At 43.0% G+C, this 16678-nt stretch carries 18 protein-coding genes; 6 read left to right on the forward strand and 12 right to left on the reverse strand.

Annotated features, from left to right (window positions below):
• Nucleotides 1–16: 16 nt before the first annotated feature.
• The 7 genes from QZZ41_RS05110 to QZZ41_RS05140 all read right to left on the reverse strand — a co-directional run bounded on the left by QZZ41_RS05110 (nt 17) and on the right by QZZ41_RS05140 (nt 7014).
• On the reverse strand, nt 17–226 hold the full coding sequence (locus QZZ41_RS05110) for a hypothetical protein (protein WP_139283415.1): 210 nt from the start codon (nt 224–226) through the stop codon (nt 17–19).
• A gap of 142 nt (nt 227–368) precedes the next feature.
• Nucleotides 369–500 (reverse strand): hypothetical protein, encoded by a 132-nt coding sequence (locus QZZ41_RS05115; RefSeq protein ID WP_278244735.1) that lies wholly within the window; start codon nt 498–500, stop codon nt 369–371.
• Nucleotides 501–520: 20 nt separating this feature from the next.
• Nucleotides 521–976, reverse strand: a complete 456-nt coding sequence (locus QZZ41_RS05120) for a hypothetical protein (RefSeq protein ID WP_295069081.1) — start codon at nt 974–976, stop codon at nt 521–523.
• A 346-nt stretch (nt 977–1322) separates the two neighbouring features.
• Nucleotides 1323–4373: an Ig-like domain-containing protein gene (locus QZZ41_RS05125; protein ID WP_295069084.1), complete on the reverse strand. Its 3051-nt coding sequence runs from the start codon at nt 4371–4373 to the stop codon at nt 1323–1325.
• Between the two features lie 373 nt (nt 4374–4746).
• Nucleotides 4747–5427 carry an SOS response-associated peptidase gene (locus QZZ41_RS05130; RefSeq protein ID WP_295069087.1) on the reverse strand — a complete coding sequence of 227 codons (681 nt, stop codon included), beginning with the start codon at nt 5425–5427 and terminating at the stop codon, nt 4747–4749.
• A gap of 131 nt (nt 5428–5558) precedes the next feature.
• Entirely contained in the window at nt 5559–6773 is a 1215-nt protein-coding gene (locus QZZ41_RS05135) for a leucine-rich repeat protein (RefSeq protein ID WP_295069090.1), read from the reverse strand.
• A 10-nt stretch (nt 6774–6783) separates the two neighbouring features.
• On the reverse strand, nt 6784–7014 hold the full coding sequence (locus QZZ41_RS05140) for a hypothetical protein (protein ID WP_295069092.1): 231 nt from the start codon (nt 7012–7014) through the stop codon (nt 6784–6786).
• 112 nt (nt 7015–7126) lie between these two features.
• On the opposite strand from QZZ41_RS05140, the gene QZZ41_RS05145 reads away from it, so the two are divergent.
• From QZZ41_RS05145 to QZZ41_RS05165, 5 genes are all read left to right on the forward strand, one after another.
• A complete protein-coding gene (locus QZZ41_RS05145) occupies nt 7127–8110 on the forward strand; it encodes an ATP-binding protein (protein WP_295069095.1) in 984 nt (327 codons plus the stop codon).
• 17 nt (nt 8111–8127) lie between these two features.
• Entirely contained in the window at nt 8128–8775 is a 648-nt protein-coding gene (locus QZZ41_RS05150; protein ID WP_295069097.1) for a hypothetical protein, read from the forward strand.
• Nucleotides 8776–8910: 135 nt separating this feature from the next.
• Nucleotides 8911–9066: a hypothetical protein gene (locus QZZ41_RS05155; RefSeq protein WP_295069100.1), complete on the forward strand. Its 156-nt coding sequence runs from the start codon at nt 8911–8913 to the stop codon at nt 9064–9066.
• 106 nt (nt 9067–9172) lie between these two features.
• Nucleotides 9173–10864: a recombinase family protein gene (locus QZZ41_RS05160; RefSeq protein WP_295069103.1), complete on the forward strand. Its 1692-nt coding sequence runs from the start codon at nt 9173–9175 to the stop codon at nt 10862–10864.
• A 204-nt stretch (nt 10865–11068) separates the two neighbouring features.
• Complete coding sequence (locus tag QZZ41_RS05165) at nt 11069–11896, forward strand: alpha/beta hydrolase (protein ID WP_295069106.1); 828 nt, start codon at nt 11069–11071, stop codon at nt 11894–11896.
• A gap of 56 nt (nt 11897–11952) precedes the next feature.
• Here the strand turns inward: QZZ41_RS05165 and QZZ41_RS05170 are convergent, their stop codons facing one another.
• The 4 genes from QZZ41_RS05170 to QZZ41_RS05185 all read right to left on the reverse strand — a co-directional run bounded on the left by QZZ41_RS05170 (nt 11953) and on the right by QZZ41_RS05185 (nt 15807).
• Nucleotides 11953–12534 carry a helix-turn-helix transcriptional regulator gene (locus QZZ41_RS05170; protein ID WP_295069109.1) on the reverse strand — a complete coding sequence of 194 codons (582 nt, stop codon included), beginning with the start codon at nt 12532–12534 and terminating at the stop codon, nt 11953–11955.
• Nucleotides 12535–12993: 459 nt separating this feature from the next.
• Entirely contained in the window at nt 12994–13866 is an 873-nt protein-coding gene (locus QZZ41_RS05175) for a DegV family protein (protein WP_295069112.1), read from the reverse strand.
• A 15-nt stretch (nt 13867–13881) separates the two neighbouring features.
• Nucleotides 13882–14379 (reverse strand): tRNA (uridine(34)/cytosine(34)/5-carboxymethylaminomethyluridine(34)-2'-O)-methyltransferase TrmL, encoded by a 498-nt coding sequence (gene trmL / locus QZZ41_RS05180; RefSeq protein WP_295069115.1) that lies wholly within the window; start codon nt 14377–14379, stop codon nt 13882–13884.
• Nucleotides 14380–14397: 18 nt separating this feature from the next.
• The gene (locus QZZ41_RS05185; RefSeq protein ID WP_295069118.1) at nt 14398–15807 is read right to left on the reverse strand and encodes a lectin like domain-containing protein; all 1410 of its coding nucleotides are present in this window, start codon (nt 15805–15807) and stop codon (nt 14398–14400) included.
• A gap of 94 nt (nt 15808–15901) precedes the next feature.
• Here QZZ41_RS05185 and QZZ41_RS05190 point away from each other — a divergent pair, with 94 nt between their 5' ends.
• Complete coding sequence (locus tag QZZ41_RS05190) at nt 15902–16075, forward strand: hypothetical protein (RefSeq protein WP_175460928.1); 174 nt, start codon at nt 15902–15904, stop codon at nt 16073–16075.
• Here QZZ41_RS05190 and ruvX read toward each other — a convergent pair.
• Complete coding sequence (gene ruvX / locus QZZ41_RS05195) at nt 16068–16496, reverse strand: Holliday junction resolvase RuvX (RefSeq protein WP_028516886.1); 429 nt, start codon at nt 16494–16496, stop codon at nt 16068–16070. The genes QZZ41_RS05190 and ruvX overlap by 8 nt on opposite strands.
• Nucleotides 16497–16678: the final 182 nt, after the last annotated feature.

Raw genomic sequence — 16678 nt, forward strand, 5'->3', positions numbered from 1 at the left:
TAAGTTTTTGAAATATTTATTCTTGTAAGAATTTCTCTATAACGGTCATTATTTCCTCAAGGCGCATACCGCCGATACCTTTGATCTTGCTCAGCTCTGCTTCAAGAGCAGAATGATCTATTGTTTTGCCCTGCTCTCCGAGGAGTTCATCCCCGTATTTGAGAATGAACTTTGTAAGCTCCTCACGGTTCATCTTCTTGATCTTCTTATAGAAAGATGTTATCAACAGGCAAAATATACACTTCGCGGAACTTCAGATTTACGTGATATGTGTGTTCGGACGAGGACGATTAACAGAAATGGCTCAGAGCATTTTTCGGCTCTGAGCCATTGTCATATCTGTGAAGTCACAGTTTCATTTATTTCTCCTATCTTAGCGGAACGAGAGGGAGTTCAATAGGTTCATCGCTGCTATTGGAGCGAGTATTGCTCGTTGTGATAACGTCCTCGGTATCAAACTCCACAACCTCTATTCTGGGCGTAATATATTCTTCTTTCATTCGGGGTTCTCCTTATGTCACTATCTCAGGGGTACTAACGGCAGCTCTATTGGTTTATCGCTGTCGGTTGTATCGGACGGCGTATCCTGCACCGCCTGTGTGGTTGCTTGCTGAACAGGCTTTGTCGTAGTTGCCGCAGGCTTTGAGCCGTCCTGCTGTGCCTTTGTAGTTGTTGCAGGCTCGGCAGAGCTGCTTGCTTTGGTTGTGACGGTATCATTGCCTTGCTCGTTCACAGCTTTTGTTGTAGTGGCAGATGAATCCGCCGATGTTTCAGTATTCTTCGCAGTTGAAGTGTTTTGTCCCGTAGGGGATTCGTTATCATCGGCACTCTTTACGGTCTGCTTCGAGGAGGAATCGCTCACCGTAGCAGTTGTTGTACTTTCCGTGGCAGTGTCCTCCGCTGATGAGCTGCCACCATTGCGGCAGCCTGTCAGCAGAAGCGCCGACAAAAGAAGAATGGGTAATAGTCTTTTCATAAATGCTCCTTGTATAGCAACAGGCAGTCGCATGGACTGCCTGCTGTGTTTCGATTACTGCTGTTCAAGTTCATTGCTTGTAGTAATTACGTCCTCGTTATCAAACTCCACGATCTCCATTTCGGGAGAGATGTACTTTTCCTTTTCCATTTATAACACCTCCATTTTAGGGTATCGTCCCGCCGAGCCGCACACCGCAGCCCGGAAGGATAATCATTAAGTGAATGTTTTAACAGGTCAGAAATCCCATGAAGCCGGGGTTTCTGTTTATAGGCTCACGACCTTTCTGCTGACGTGTCTTATATTCGCTTGGGCTGAATCGCTGACTCGCCCGAGCGGGGAGCGTTCAGTTCGTCGGCGCAATGGTGAACACAAACTTAGTATTGCCCATGCCATTGCCCACAATACTGTCGCTGAACGATACGCTGGAGGCATTGCCGGTCCAGGTGCTGCCAATCCAGCCTGCGCCTGATGCATCCCAAATCCCTGTAGTTACTTCAATCTTGGTGAAGTTGCCGAGGGTTGTGGTAAATGTTCCGCCATTCATGAAATTCTTATACGGGAAGTATATTTCGTCGGCAGTTATAGTGACACCGTCCTTGGTAAAAGAAGTTCCATATGCGCTGGTTCCGGTTATATCATCGTTGTTCCACGTTACGGTGATGGTGGCGGGGGTCACGGTTACGGCGCAGGTGGCTGTCACGCCGCTGCCGTCGTTGGCCGTGGCAGTGATGTTGGCTGTGCCTGCGGCTACGGCGGTCACCTCGCCCGTCGTGGCGTTGACGGTGGCGACGGCCTCGTTGTCGCTGCTCCAGGTGACGGTCTTGTCGGTAGCGTCATCGGGTGTCACGCTGCTGACGCTGAGCGTCTCGGTCTGGCCGGCCGAGATGGTGGTAGCGGTCTTGTTGAGCGTGATGGCGGTGACGGGGGTTGCTGCGGGAACAGGATTTTCAGCCGCAGTATAATTCTTCGCTGCCTGATAATACGCCATGATCGCCTTAGCCATGTTGATATTCTTCTGGCTTGCACTGCCGTTCGTCAGTACACGGTTGCACCATGAGAGTGCGGAGAACTTGTAATCCGTACCGCCGACTGTGATCGTCTGCTCGTCAGCGAGGTTCTGCGGGAGAAGTTCTGTAATTTCATGATAGGTCGGATATTCTGCCTTTGTAGCGTTTATCGTGCTATCTGTGCCTGTGGTATCACCCTTGACATACAGACGAGCCGCTGTCTTGGAATCCAGCACGAGCGTGAGCAGAGCATCATCGCTGCCAAAGGTCGTTGCATAAGCGGAAACATCGGGATCATAGTCCTCAAATGTCGCTGTCACGCCGTAATTATCGTCGTAGAAATACTCAGCGGACGCATTTCCGAAATTCTGTGTCGCAGTGAGCAAGGCAGTTGTTTTTTCATCTGCTTCGCTGAACGCAGGTGACGACAGATATTGTGTAATAGAATAATCTTCAAGGGTATCAATCGTATCACTGCCCTTGCAAAGTGTCGCAGTAATATCCTTGTCGATGTCCTTTGCGTAAACGTGCGTTGTTGCGTAGTATTTGCCCACAGCTGCATTGTATGTGAGTGCCGAGGATTCATCTACGCAAGCACCTGTGAAGTTCACAGTGTATTCAGCCGCAGCCGTATCATCTGCGATGCCGTCAAAGTAGAAATTCAGTGCGAGGTCATCACTGAGGGTGACGCTGGCGCTGGTGAATTTGGGCGCAACATAGAAAAGCCTGAAATCATCGACCTTGAACCATACATTATTCAAGCCCTCTGCACTGATATTGGCTGTGCCGTCGGTCACGTTGAACTCTATAGTATTGAAAATACCGTTATGATCGCCCGCTGCAGTTATTTCAGAAGTAACGTTGTTAGCACTTACAGCGACCTTGAAATTCTCTGTTGACGCCGCAACGACTTCAAGCTTGTATTTTCCGTTTTCAAGCCCTGTAACTGTCTGGGAAATTTTGCCGGCAGGATATGTGTTGAACAGATTGTTTCCGCTGCTGCCCGTCATCCAATAGATATTATTGTTTGTATCTCTTGAACCTGTGTCTTCACTTGCCGTGATATCCCAGCCGGTAGTGCCGTTCTCAAAACTTGGGTTAGTGATCTTAGAAGTCACCTCATTCAGCTCGTCAGTTGTAACAACATAACTTCCATTGTTCCAGCGTGTATTATATCCTTCTGCCATAGACTCGGCAAGCGGTCGGTATGTAAATGTTCCGCCCGAAACGTTGAATGTTCCTCCTCCCACGACGGGATTACCAAATCCAGTAATGAGACGATTATTAAATGTTCCGCCTGTGATAGTAGTAATACCTGTAGTTTCGTCATTTTTCAGAGCATAGATCACACCGTTATAAGTGCCGCTCTTTATAGTATAATCATGTCCGTCCGTCCAGATAATACCGCTGACAGTGAGGTTTTCAAGAACGACCTTGCCCTTGAAGAAATCATTCCAGGCAGCCAGACTGTCGAGCTCTCCTGTAACAGTACCGTTCTTGATCGTAACAGTCTTATCGGGGGCATTGTTCTGGATCATCAGGTTACCGTTGATTGTATGACCGTTCAGGTCGATAACGCCGTCATCGCGGGTAATATTCACATTGCCTGTAAAATCTTCGGTAAAAGTCAAGGTCGGGTTTGTTTCTGTTGAGGCATTGAACGCGTCGAACGATGTCACCTCGAATGAAGCGCTCTTAGCCGTGCCTGTGTAAGATGTGTTTGTGTCCTTTGCGGTCACATAAGCATAGTATGTTCCTGCATCGGTGGGAACAGACGTTGCGGTGTGCGAATCGTCTGTGCCGTATGTGATATCGAAGCCCGACAGGTCGGTAATTGTATCATCGCCGACAGTGATAGATGAAACGCTGTTGTCAGACGCAAGGTTGACGGTGGCGGTAGAGATGTCGGTGGCTTCAGCCCCTTCATAATATATCGTAACCTGCTTGATCTGACAATAACCGTCGCTGGCGATCTTAACAGATGTGGCATTGATGTTTGTAAATGTATAGGTGTTTCCGCTGACAGACATCTCAGCCGTTTCAGAATCAACAGTAGGGTCAAAGTTGCCATAACCTTTGATAAGTTCCAGTTTTGTGATCTGCTTGCCATCTAATGCAGAAACGATCGCATACTCACTGTTAGATGCATAAAATCCATCAGAGTCATGATCATAGGTCGCATCGATCTTGAAATGTGTCCCTGTATAGGTAACATTATTGTCACCGCTTCCGGCATCTGTATTGATTGTTTCGCTCTCTTCCGCCGCAGAAGCGACAATGCCGCTTCTGCCAAGAAGTCCTCCATTGTAGTTCATTGCAGGAGCTGCGCCCGCTACAAGAGCCAGTGCCATTGCGAAATCCGCCGCTTTCTTCCATGTGTTTCTCATAAAATTCATACCTCCTTATTTTAGATAACACAAACAGCGCATCACAATAGAACGTTATCCCTGTGATACGCTTGTATTACCATATTTTATTTTGAAAGGGTGCAGTTATAACCTATACTAAGCTGTCTCATTATAACACGTCTAAGCATAACTGACATTCCTTTCCCCCTAATTTTTATAAAGAATTTATATAATATGAAGATAATTAAATTCTTTATATGTGATATTATACCATAATCTTTTCGCGATTGAATGTATATTTTGTAAACAAAATATATCATATGTTAACAGTGACTTGATTTATACTCTGCGTTTTCATCCTTCACAAGTATATGAAATGAGGCGGCATAAAGCCGCCTTCAAAGATACTTTTTTACATTATAATGAATTCATTTGGGGATCTATGGTACTCCACAGCCTTTTCAAATATCATATTTGACAGTGCTTTTTCAACTATAGCACTGGGATCTCCGTTAGGTCGTATCCAGTCAAGTATATTCTCCTTATCCAGTATAAGCGGCATACGATCATGGATATCTTTTACAGTGCCTGTTGCTTCTCGCGTCAGTATTGAGAATATAGGTATCTGCATACCTCCATATTCCTCATATCGGTATAGTCCTGCGATATATGTGATGTCTGAGCCTTCGGTCTGTATGGCGAATTTGACCTTCTTGGTATTGCGGTGCTCAATCATGCTACGGTTATCGTATTCATATACAGGACATCCCCATTCATAGTACCACGAAGCAGGGATGATGCACCTTCGTCTGTACCAAGAGTCTCTCCAAAGCGCCTTTGTATCAGCAGTCTCTACGCGGCAGTTGGCAAGAGGCTTAGGCGCAGCCTTATACGTAAATCCCCATGCCATAGGAAATACAGCCATATTCCCGTATTTATTCGGTGCGAGAACAGGCGCAATATCTGCTGGATATAAGTCGCCAGTCATGATCAGACTCTTTCCGAGTTTAAGCGACATCTCCTGAGCTAAGGACATTTTTCTTATCTTTATAAGCACCTCAGCCATTTCTTTTGGCTCTATTCTTAAGGACATACACATGAAAACTGCCTCCCCATGCTACAAACAGAATATACGTTCTGATATTAGTATATCACAAAGAATGCATTTAGTCAAGATAAAAAGAAAACCGCCCGTGAAGGGCGGTAATCATATTAGAAAATTGCTTATTTCTTTTTCATATATTCAACCATTGACATGATATCCGCTTTAGTCGTTGAGGCATATGCATAATACGCAAGTATATTCGAAGCGTCTACAGCATTGATGAATCCGTCGTGATTTACATCTGCTGCCAGCTTCTGATCTTCATTATATCCGCCGTCCTGATTTGTGGAGGTCATTGCATAATATGCAAGTACTGATGAAGCATCAACAGCATTAATATACTCATCAGAGTTAACGTCTCCAAGCTGAGCTAATGTTTTGAATGTATAGTTATACTCCTGAGCATATTTCTCAGCAGTAGAACCTTTATATCCCTTAATTACTCCACTGAACTTATCGTTTTCATTGGTAAAGGTATTGGCTCTGTCATATATTTTAGCGTCAGGATTTAGGATAACCACATCGGAAAGTGCATTACACTTGATAAACGCCTGCATACCGATATTCTCCACGGAGCTTGGTATAGTTACAGATTTCAATTGCTCACACCCATTGAATGCATTATGACCTATCTCGGTCACGGTCTCGGGAATGGTCAGCGAGGTTATCTCTGAACAGCCCCATGCTGCCTGATCGCATATTTTATTCACGGTCGATGGGATAACAACGTCTCCCGAAAGCTTATAGAACACATTAATGAGCAAACCGTTTATTATTACGAACGGAGTATCAATGCTTCTCTGAGCTTCAAACCATGGCGTCCCAGAAAACGCTAGCGCACTTATATTCGTCACGGATGCGGGTATAGTAACATTGCTAAGCTTTTTACAGCTCGAAAAAGCACTCGTACCAATATTGGTTACTCCGTTCGGAATGACTACTGATTCAAGAGATTTGCAGCTCGAAAACGAATATGCGCTAATAGTCTTCAGCGTATCCGGAAGCGATAATGAGGTAAGGTTATTGCAGTTATCAAACATACCCATACCTATACTTGTAACTCCATTGCCGATAATAACATTCTTTATCTCGTCACCGTATTCCTTCCATGGGCACGGATTTGAATCTAAATCTTCATTCATATCTCCTGTACCACTTACGGTCAGAGTACCGCTGCTTTCAAGCTTCCATGTTAAATTCTTTCCACAAGTTCCGCTGTCAACTACTGATGCTGCCTCTGCTGATAAGACAGCAGGCGCACCAACCGGACTAATGGCTATTCCAAATGGAATCACAGCACATAGCAGAGTTGCTATTATTCTTTTACATTGCATGATATACCCCCTATTCAATATCCAAGAATTTCTCTATAACGGTCATTATTTCCTCAAGGCGCTTACCGCCGATACCTTTGATCTTGCTCAGCTCTGCTTCAAGAGCAGAATGATCAATCGTTTTGCCCTGTTCTCCGAGGAGTTCATCCCCGTACTTGAGAATGAACTTTGTAAGCTCCTCTCGGTTCATTTTCTTGATTTTTCGGTAAGTGTCCCTGTCGATAATCTCTTTCTGTTCCATATATAGCTCCTTTTTTGTTTCTTGTAACCTATTATACCATATCGACTCTACAAAGTAAATACGTGAAAAAGAAATGCTCAATTAGCTGTATTCCCTATATGTATCCTTGACTTTGGACGATATTCTAATAGCTACTTTAAGAACATTTGATAAATACTTTGGTAAATTATATGGTGATGAAACAGAACAGAGAGTAATAAAAATGCTTGAAGCCAATAATAATGAAAGGTTAAGTATTTTGGAGAATTTTATTTCTGATTTTGGAATTTCATTAAATCAAGAGATTAGTTACAGAGGTTATCATTTTATAAAGCGCAACAAATTCATTATATTTGATAAAGGGACCTTTTCTGCAATTGTAGATGACGACTATATTTATTTTGAAACTAAGCAGATTAAGGAGCTGATCCATGATAAGCTTAACTTTAATAACGTTAACATATGTACCGATGTTTTGAAAGCATATGACTGTTTAACTATCAATGATTGGAACAGCAAGTGTTATCGTTTCCATGTGCAGAATTCAGCTGGTGAGCCATATATGTTGTACACCTATGGAATCAGCAAGAAACTCATAAATACAGAAAACCGTAAGAAGCTTGAACTTTCTGACTATCAGAAGTTCATTCTTGAATATTCAGAACTTGAAGAGAGCGGTATTCTTCCATTAGGAGTTACTGTTGACGGGCGATATATCGGCAAAGACATCTCCTACAAGAACAAATCAAATGATTCAATCTTTATCACAGGACAAAGCGGTCAGGGTAAGAGTTTCTATGCCACAAATCTTCTGCCTTCCTTAGCTATGCTTGGCAGCCGGATGCTCGTCTTCGATGTTAGTGAATCCTTTACTCATGACGAGATACTAAGAGCACTTCCAAAAGAGGTAGTCAACGCTCTTTTCGAGTTTATTGACATTGGCAGAGGACAAAGAAAACTTCCTGTAAATCCGCTGTACATTGGAGATTGCTTAAATCTCCCTGCGAAGAAGCGCAGGATCATGAGCTTCATCAAAGCTGTTTGTAAGCTCGATAAGGACGAGACAAAAATCGTCGAAGGTATAATAGCCAATACGCTTAAGAAAAAAATGACATAACTACAATAAGCGGTTGTATGCTTGCTGAAATTCTTAAAAGAGGCGGCAAGGTTGGCAATAAGGTGTATAGCCTTATAAGTTCAACCCTTGATGATATTGAGCTTATCGGTTTCGAGTATCAGGGATGGGGAGAATTCTTTGAAAAATCGAAGAGGATTCCTGTTATCTTACTCGGAGACGAGATCGATAGTAAAGTTCATACCGTACTTGACGTATTAGTATCTTCGGCGTTCACTTGGCAGCGTGATTATAACACCGTACCATTGTCTGTAGTAATTGACGAAATAAAAATGCAAAACTTCTCGGAAGGAAGTCCTCTGCATACTATACTCACCCAAGGACGTAAGTTCAACACAAGACTCATAAGTATGACACAGCAGTATATCTCAAACGGCAGTCACGCTATCGATGTGATGAAGGAAGCGGGAATAAAGATATTCTTTAGGCCGGCTAAGTCCCTTGAGAGGATAGCTAATGAGTTAGGATATAAGAATACCGTTGATGCTGGATTCGGATCAATGGGGATAGGAGACTTCGTACTCAGCTGTGACTGCTACAACAAAGTTGACGACATAAACGAACCGGTCGTGCTTCACTGCAAGACCATCAAGTTCATCGAAACACCGTTTTTTGAGAAGTTCAAGAAGGAATACGGTATAAGTTAAAAGTTAATATCGGTTGCGCCCTTTGTGGTGCTACCATGTAAATAATTATAAGGTGGAATAACTGATAAGTCAAGATTTTTCAATGGCATATTTTCGCTTGAATAAGTAAATAATAGTTTTTAAGGAGGGATAGCTATGAAGAGATTAGACTCCCCAGAGTTGGCACTTAAAAAACAAACCCTGACGGCATGGGCACATATCTTATATAAGAATGGATGGATCGACCATACCCGACTGGGGAAAATGGTTGAACTTATTGAGCAGCTTGACCAAAGCAAATATGTGCAGTAAAGCTTGTTTGTCTGCCGCTGTAGCGGCAGGCATTTTTTTCACTTGACAATTAATTTTGGTATGATATAATTAATATAATGATACCGTACCGAAAAGGAGAGTATTTATGGATATCTATAACATTGCTAACCAGATGAAGGCAGAACATAAGACAATGTTTGATATAAAAATGAGAGTTACATTCTATGCACGTGTCTCTACTACAAAGGAGGAGCAGGAAAACTCCGTGGAGAATCAGATCGCGTTTTTTACGGATATGATTAAGAATAATCCGAACTGGGAGTACGTTGAAGGCTATGTCGACCGAATACGCGGTGAAGCAGCGGAGAACCGTACTAATTTCATGCGTATGGTCGAAGATGGCAAGGCGGGGAGGTTCGATCTTATCCTTACGAAGGAAGTCAGCAGGTTCGCCAGAAATACTATAGACAGTCTGACATATACCCGTGATCTGCTCAGATCAGGTGTTGGCGTTTTCTTCCAGAATGATAACATCTGCACAATAGATACGGACAGCGAGCTTCGACTCACTATCATGTCGAGCATCGCTGCCGATGAAGTTAGAAAGCTCTCCGAGCGTGTGCGCTGGGGACATAAACGTGCTATCGAAAGCGGCAATGTTATGGGAAACAGCCGTATCTTCGGATACGATAAACAGGATTGCCGACTGGTTATAAATGAAGCGGAAGCTGAAATGGTAAGGCTGATTTTCGATTTGTATTCAACAGGTGACTATAGTTCGCGTAAAATCGAAAAAATACTATGGGAAAAAGGTTACCGTAACCGGAATGGTGCAAGTATCCATCATAATACGATCAACGGAATTATTCAGAATCCTAAATATAAGGGTTACTACTGCGGCAACAAGGTAAAAATAGTGGACTACCGTACCCGTGAGCAGAGATTTTTGCCTGAAGAAGAATGGGTGATGTATAAGGATGAGACAGGGGAGATAGTTCCTGCAATCGTCAGTGAGGAAATTTGGGAGAAGAGCAATGCAATATTTCGTGAGCGCAGTACTGCAATAAAGTCAAGAGGACGCTCATTCAAAGACAGGAGCGTATTTACTGGGGTATTATGGTGCAAAGCTCATGATAAGCCGTATTGGCGCACCAGCTATTCCAACAGTGTATCGCAAGGCAAGCCTATATATCAGTGGATTTGCAGCGAAAAGAAGCGCTTTGGTGCTAAGAGCTGTGCTTCATTTTCTATTATGGAGGAAGACCTCTATAAAATGTTGTCAGAACACTTTCAGACCATTGCCGGTAATATTGATGAGTATGTCACAGATTTTATGCGTATATACCGTGAAAGCGGACGCGATACAGGTTTACAGCGCCAGATAAATGATCTGACGTCTCGTCTTACAAAAGAAAAAGCTAAGCGCGAAAAGCTGCTTGACCTGTATACTGATAATATTATTTCTCGTGATGAGTTTCGTGAGCGTAATGACAGTGTCAATGTTCTTATCTCTCAGCTTGAGGAGGATATTCATGTATTGGAACTCAAGGCGCAGGCAAAAGATGATTACGCAAATGAAATGGAAAAGATAGAGAATTACTTCCGTACTATGTACACACCTGGACATCAGATGTCACATGATGAAGTTGATGAAATGACAAAGGCTATTATTGACAGGATAGATGTTGTACCTATTAACAGGGAATCAATGAAGCTTGAAGTTAAGCTGAAAACCAATATAGCTGCGGAGATATCCTATATCAGAAACGATGGACGCTGTGTTCGGCGTTCTGGACATATCAGCAAGAAGATGATCGATTCTTATAAGATGCAGTAAGGCATTAAACGCTGCCTGAAATAAATGTGTACTCAATAACCGCCGCCAGGCGGTTATTGTTTATATATACAACTATAATTGTGTTTTAAGCTAAAAATATACGAAAATCTATTGACAAAATATGTGCATATATGATATAATAAATGTGTGTTAATATTACATATTGACCAAAAACAAAATACTAAACGAACCGGAGGTCGTAAAATGAAAAGAAAAATCGTATCAATCATGGCAGCAGCACTTATCTTAACACCAGCTTTAGCATCAACTCAGAACATAGCTAATACTGTTGCAGCAACAAATTATCAGACGTATTTAGACGGCACAGTTTACTCTGTTAAGCTTAATGACTTGCTTTATAAGAGAACTGTATTTTTCCCAAAGGAAATGACTACATCTAACAAGAAGTATCCTGTAGTTGTATGGGGAAACGGTACATTTGTTACATCTTCCGTTTATGAGGAGATCCTCAGTCAGATCGCATCAAAGGGCTATATCGTTGTAGCAACTAATGACCGTTTCTGCGGAGCAGGAATATCAGAGTCTGTATCTGTTGAGTATATCATCAGTGAGGGTAAAAAGTCAGGCAGCGTTTTCTATAACAAGATAGACGCTGAGCATATCGGATCAGCAGGACATTCTCAGGGTGGAATGAGTGCAGTAAACTCTTCAAGACTAAATTCAAAGATAGACTGTGTATTTGATATACAGGGCTGTCAGTTTTCGTATGAAGCAGCAAAGCTGACAGTGCCGACTTTCTTTGTGACCGCTACACAGGATAATATCGTGCCATCTTCATGGGTAAAGGATTCTTACGATGCCTGCAATGCTCCTGCTGTATATGCAAGTGTAAAGGGCGGAAAGCACTTAGACCCTGGCGATAATCATGCACCTGAAATTTTCGCTGAATATGCTGTAAAGTGGTTCGACGCTTTCCTTAAGAACGACAGCAGTGCAAAGGCTGTTTTCCTCAAGGGCGGTGCTCTTTCAAAGGACAGCAGATGGGTTGACTATGCTTCTAAGAATTTCTGATCGGAAATAATGATAAAAGTTTCGGCTCCTGAGTAAAATTACAGGAGCCGTTATTTTTAATTAAATATGAAATACCCGATGGCAACGCATACTGTAAGTGCTACCAATGCGGAAATAACGCCATACATGAACTTTATGGCAGTTTTGTTGGCAGTTTTTATTCGGTCGGCTGATATCTCATCAAGGGGCTTACCTTCCATAAAAGCGGCAATTTCCTTGTATGTCTGGATATTGTTGGCTTTCTTCATTTTCTCGACCTTGATCGCTGTAATTATGGCAATTGCAACGATCACTCCCCATATTGCTCCGCCTATCCAGCCCAGATACTTTACCAGCGGAATCGGCGTTACTACCATTATAATGTACATTGCAGTAAGAAGCCATGCCATTGAATTGAATTTTTTTACTTCACTTTTGTTGATTTCGTTTTTCATAGTTTCAACATCTCCTTTTACTAATTCGTCAAGAGATATATTGAAAAGGTTTCCGAGAATGAGAAGACTGTGGATATCGGGATAGCTTTTACCGTTTTCCCAGTTTGAAATAGTCTGGCGGCTGACATAAGCTTTTTCTGCCAGCAGTTCCTGTGACCATTTTAATTTGTTTCTGTTCTTTTTGATTTGATTTCCGATCTCCATTTTTTTCTCCTTCGTTTTTTTCTCTTGACTGACACCAGTATATCAGTCCGCGGAAAAATTTGCTACCAATCTGTTTTTACAAGTGCTGAAAAATATGAAAAAAGACGTTTACAAACGGGCGAAAACGATGTAAAAGCCCTTTGACATTACGAAATACAGCCAAAAAGGCAGGGCTTGTTATGATACTCATATAGAGGTTTATAGTTATTACTCGGGGGAACCCTTTCTGAGGAAAGGGTTTCCCCCGAACCCCTTTCCAAAGACTTTTATCTGATTTTTTCGTATAGGGCGCGAACAAGCAATAAAAAAACCTGTAATATACAGGTCGCGTCCTATACGGAAAAAATAAAAACAGAAGTTTTCGGGAGAGAGTTTGAGAGAAGCCCCTTTTTCAAAAGGGGTTCTCTCAATAATCATCATATAATCTTCTGTATCAGTATAATAATAAGCTCTGTGTTATTACTTATTCTTTCTTCTTACGACAACTGCGACAAGCTCGGGACCGATATTTGCAGATACGACTGCACCGATGTTGCCGAACATCTCAGCCTTCTTGCCTGTCTTTTTAGCTATCTCTTTCTCGACTTCCTTTGCGAGGGTATCATCCTTGCCGTGTACCATGATGTATGGTGTCTGCGGAGTCATATTCTTCTCGACTATCTCTGCCAGCTTGGGAACGATATTCTTTTCGCCTCTTATCTTGTCAACGGTAGTTGTGGTACCGTCAGCAAAGAGTATAACGGGCTTGAGTCCGAGAAGCTCGCCTGCAAAAGCCTTTGCAGCGGAGATACGTCCCGATTTTTTAGCGTACTTGAGGGTGTAAGGTACTGCATATACCCCGCTAACGTTGAACCAGTCCTCAAGATAAGCGATTATCTCTTCCACCTCTGCACCGCGGTGTATCTTCTTAGCGGCTTCCATTACAGGATAGCCGTAGTAAAGAGTATAGCACTTTGAGTCGATGTTGAAGATGTTGAGCTTGCCTTGTGCATCGGGATTATTCTCGAAAAAGTCATTTTTGCCGATGATAGAGTTATTGTAAGTACCCGAGCCCTGAGAGTTTATGGAAACGCTGATAATATCAGTATAACCCTGATCGTAAAGCTCCTTGTATGTCTCTTCAAATGTAACGGGAGATATCTGTGAGTGCTTGGGTATCTCGTCGGTATTCTCCATAAGCTCGTATACTTCTTTTGTAGACTTGTCGTATATCTCTCTGAAGCTTTCGCCGCCTAAAGTAAGGGTGAAGGGAATAACTTTTATTCCCAGCTCATCAATTATCTCCTTTGGAAGGTCGCAGCATGAATCTGTAAGTAATGCGATCTTTGACATTTTTTGTTTCTCCTTTTACCATTGGTATTTTGTCAGTTTTCCCTCACGGGATAAGTCGGGATAATCCCATTGCCTCAGTACCTCATACACGGCTATTGCCACTGAATTTGAAAGATTGAGACTGCGCAGCTCATTGCGCATAGGTATCCTTACACAGCTGTCGGGATTTTCGTGAAGAAGCTCTTCGGGAAGTCCCTTGTCCTCACGTCCGAAAACAAGATAGGCATTGTCGGGATATTCCGCATCACTATGGACATTAAGTCCCTTTGTAGTGAAGTAGAAGAAGTGACCGTCCTTGTTCTTTTCGAAAAAATCCGCTAAGCTGTCGTAATATGTGATGTCAAGCTTGTCCCAGTAGTCAAGCCCTGCACGTTTCAGGTGCTTGTCGCTTACCTCGAATCCGAGGGGACGTACAAGATGTAGTCTTGCTCCCGTAACGGCGCAGGTTCGGGAGATATTTCCCGTATTCTGCGGTATCTGAGGTTCTACGAGGACTATATTAAGGTTTTGCATAGGTCTCCTCTGAATATATTAATATGTGTAAAGTGCCTTTATACAGCAGTTATTAGGCGTAAAGTCTATGCCGAGGGCTTCTTTGATGTTGCCGTCGCTCATATCCTTAATGTCTTTGATATAATCGTAGGTATGATCTACAGCAGGAGCTTCCTCTTCGCCTTCGGGTACTTCTACAGCGTGGAAGATAGAAGCCTTGTTTTTCCAGTCGCCTAAGAATACATAGGACTGACCGCTGCCGCAGGAAGTAACATAGTCGTATGTATCATTGTTTATAGTTTCGCCCTCAACAGGTGCGCCCTTTGTGTAGGTGATGACTATTGCGTAGTCCGCAACATTTACAGGGTTATCAAGGTCAATAGTCTGATAGCCGTGGTAGTTGAGAGTTGCGTCCTGAGAATACATCAGCGTCTTGAAGCTGCTGTCGTATATCTCGATCTTTATGTCCTGTGCCTCATCAAAGTCATTATATGTTCCTACAGCGGAAAGCCTTCCTGCGCCGTGGAAAACGTTTGCAACAGTAGTCTCATCGCCGCGCTTTATGTATCTGTCATTCTCGTTTCCAACGTCATGGCTGAGAACAGAGGAATACTTATCGGCAACTCTGAAGCTTACGATATCATTCAGCGGAGTATCATAGGAAACATAAAAATATGAGCCAAGCAGACCTTCGGTGCTGTTATATGCTATCCATGCACCATCCTGAGAAGCTTTTTCGTCGAAGTAGTTCTTCGGGAAGTTGTCGTCCCAGCCGATGATAGTGATAGGGTGACTGGGAGTACCGCCTCTTGGATCGTTCATGGTGATATAATCGCCGTACCATTCCTTCTTGTCATTGCTTTCGGGGATATTTGCATAAACACCGCCTCTTGAACGGAGAGCCTCCTTTAAGGCATCTCTGCCCTTATCCGTAAGGATAACAGCACTTTCAAGAGTGATATCTCCGAAGCCGCGTGACAGAGTTTCTGTTACTATCCAGGCGTTTCCGCCCATTTCTGCGTTGAGAGCATCGACCTTTTTGATAAATCCTTCTGACTTGTTTGTGTCCCATACAGTATTGATTATACTATTGGGATCAACTGATATGCTGCTGCCTGTTCTGACGGCATAGCTTGTCTCAAAAGCAGAAGCGGCTGCATAAGCCCAGCAAGCAGCTTTTTCGTATGATTTTGTTTTGAATTCGGGTGTTTCGCTTAAAAGGTTGAAATATCCTTCTTCACCGTGAACATAGTTATAGGTGAAAAAATCAGGATCTTTCTTGCTCTGGGTCTTGGTTGTGGGCTCGGCTGATTCGGCATCAGTCGTGGTCTCTTCTGCCGGTCGTGTTGTTGATGCAGTGTTATCTGACTGGCTGTTTTGTTTGCCTGAACAGCTGTACATTGATAATAGACCTGTTATCATGACCAAAGTGATAAGTAATTTTTTCATGTGAGCCTCCTTTTTATAAACAGAATAGTTTACTCGTTTTTTCAGATAATACTATTGTCCGCAATGCGGATAATAAAATACGGAGTTTAATGAAATGAACATTATGTCACTTGCCAAAGGTGCTGCTGCGGGAGCAATAGTTGGATTTGCCTGTTATGCTTTTTCAAATGCGCGCCCTATGAAGAAAATGAGCATAAAGCGTGATGCTGGAAAAACACTTAAAGCCGCAGGGAATCTGCTTGAGGATATAAAATCCGTTATTATGTAGCTTCACCTGAATTTCGCCTGAATCCAAGGTAGCTTTCGAGGATAAGGACTGCTGCGACTGCGTCAACAACAGCCTTGCGCTTTTTGCCGCGTGTATTCGTAACGTTAAGCGCGTTGTGAGCTGAGACAGTAGTGCAGCGTTCGTCCCAGAGCTTTACGGGACAGCCTGTGAGCTTTTCAAGCTCTTCGGCGAAAAGCTTGCATTTTTCAGCTCTTTCGCCGACTGTTCCGTTCATATTCATAGGATAGCCCACGACTATCTGTTCAGCGCGCTGCTCTTTTGCAAGAGCGGCGGTTTTTTCAATACATTTTGTGAAGTCCTTTTCGGCGATGACAGTTACGGGAGAAGCTATCATTTCGCTTTTTCCGCAGACTGCAATGCCTGTTCTTGCATCGCCGAAGTCAACTGACATTATAATCATCTTATGTTCCTTTTACCTGTATGAAACGTATTCCGCGAAATGGCGGAGAATTACACGGGACGTCGAGGACGCCGTCCCCTACAATGGGCTAACAGCTAACGGCTAATGGCTCATATCCGCTCATTGGCTCAGCAGAATTACAGTGCTGTAAGCGATATACGATTATCGGCATTGTTAATAGT

Source organism: Ruminococcus sp. (assembly GCF_016283395.1).

Bases quoted from the DNA above. Each gene is read 5' to 3' on its own strand.
- trmL (WP_295069115.1), bottom strand. From the start codon at position 14,379: ATGCAAAACCTTAATATAGTCCTCGTAGAACCTCAGATACCGCAGAAT.
- QZZ41_RS05130 (WP_295069087.1), bottom strand. From the start codon at position 5,427: ATGTCCTTAAGAATAGAGCCAAAAGAAATGGCTGAGGTGCTTATAAAG.
- QZZ41_RS05165 (WP_295069106.1), top strand. From the start codon at position 11,069: ATGAAAAGAAAAATCGTATCAATCATGGCAGCAGCACTTATCTTAACA.
- QZZ41_RS05135 (WP_295069090.1), bottom strand. From the start codon at position 6,773: ATGCAATGTAAAAGAATAATAGCAACTCTGCTATGTGCTGTGATTCCA.
- QZZ41_RS05125 (WP_295069084.1), bottom strand. From the start codon at position 4,373: ATGAGAAACACATGGAAGAAAGCGGCGGATTTCGCAATGGCACTGGCT.
- QZZ41_RS05115 (WP_278244735.1), bottom strand. From the start codon at position 500: ATGAAAGAAGAATATATTACGCCCAGAATAGAGGTTGTGGAGTTTGAT.
- QZZ41_RS05140 (WP_295069092.1), bottom strand. From the start codon at position 7,014: ATGGAACAGAAAGAGATTATCGACAGGGACACTTACCGAAAAATCAAG.
- QZZ41_RS05190 (WP_175460928.1), top strand. From the start codon at position 15,902: ATGAACATTATGTCACTTGCCAAAGGTGCTGCTGCGGGAGCAATAGTT.
- ruvX (WP_028516886.1), bottom strand. From the start codon at position 16,496: ATGATTATAATGTCAGTTGACTTCGGCGATGCAAGAACAGGCATTGCA.
- QZZ41_RS05175 (WP_295069112.1), bottom strand. From the start codon at position 13,866: ATGTCAAAGATCGCATTACTTACAGATTCATGCTGCGACCTTCCAAAG.
- QZZ41_RS05150 (WP_295069097.1), top strand. From the start codon at position 8,128: ATGCTTGCTGAAATTCTTAAAAGAGGCGGCAAGGTTGGCAATAAGGTG.
- QZZ41_RS05170 (WP_295069109.1), bottom strand. From the start codon at position 12,534: ATGGAGATCGGAAATCAAATCAAAAAGAACAGAAACAAATTAAAATGG.
- QZZ41_RS05185 (WP_295069118.1), bottom strand. From the start codon at position 15,807: ATGAAAAAATTACTTATCACTTTGGTCATGATAACAGGTCTATTATCA.
- QZZ41_RS05160 (WP_295069103.1), top strand. From the start codon at position 9,173: ATGGATATCTATAACATTGCTAACCAGATGAAGGCAGAACATAAGACA.
- QZZ41_RS05155 (WP_295069100.1), top strand. From the start codon at position 8,911: ATGAAGAGATTAGACTCCCCAGAGTTGGCACTTAAAAAACAAACCCTG.
- QZZ41_RS05120 (WP_295069081.1), bottom strand. From the start codon at position 976: ATGAAAAGACTATTACCCATTCTTCTTTTGTCGGCGCTTCTGCTGACA.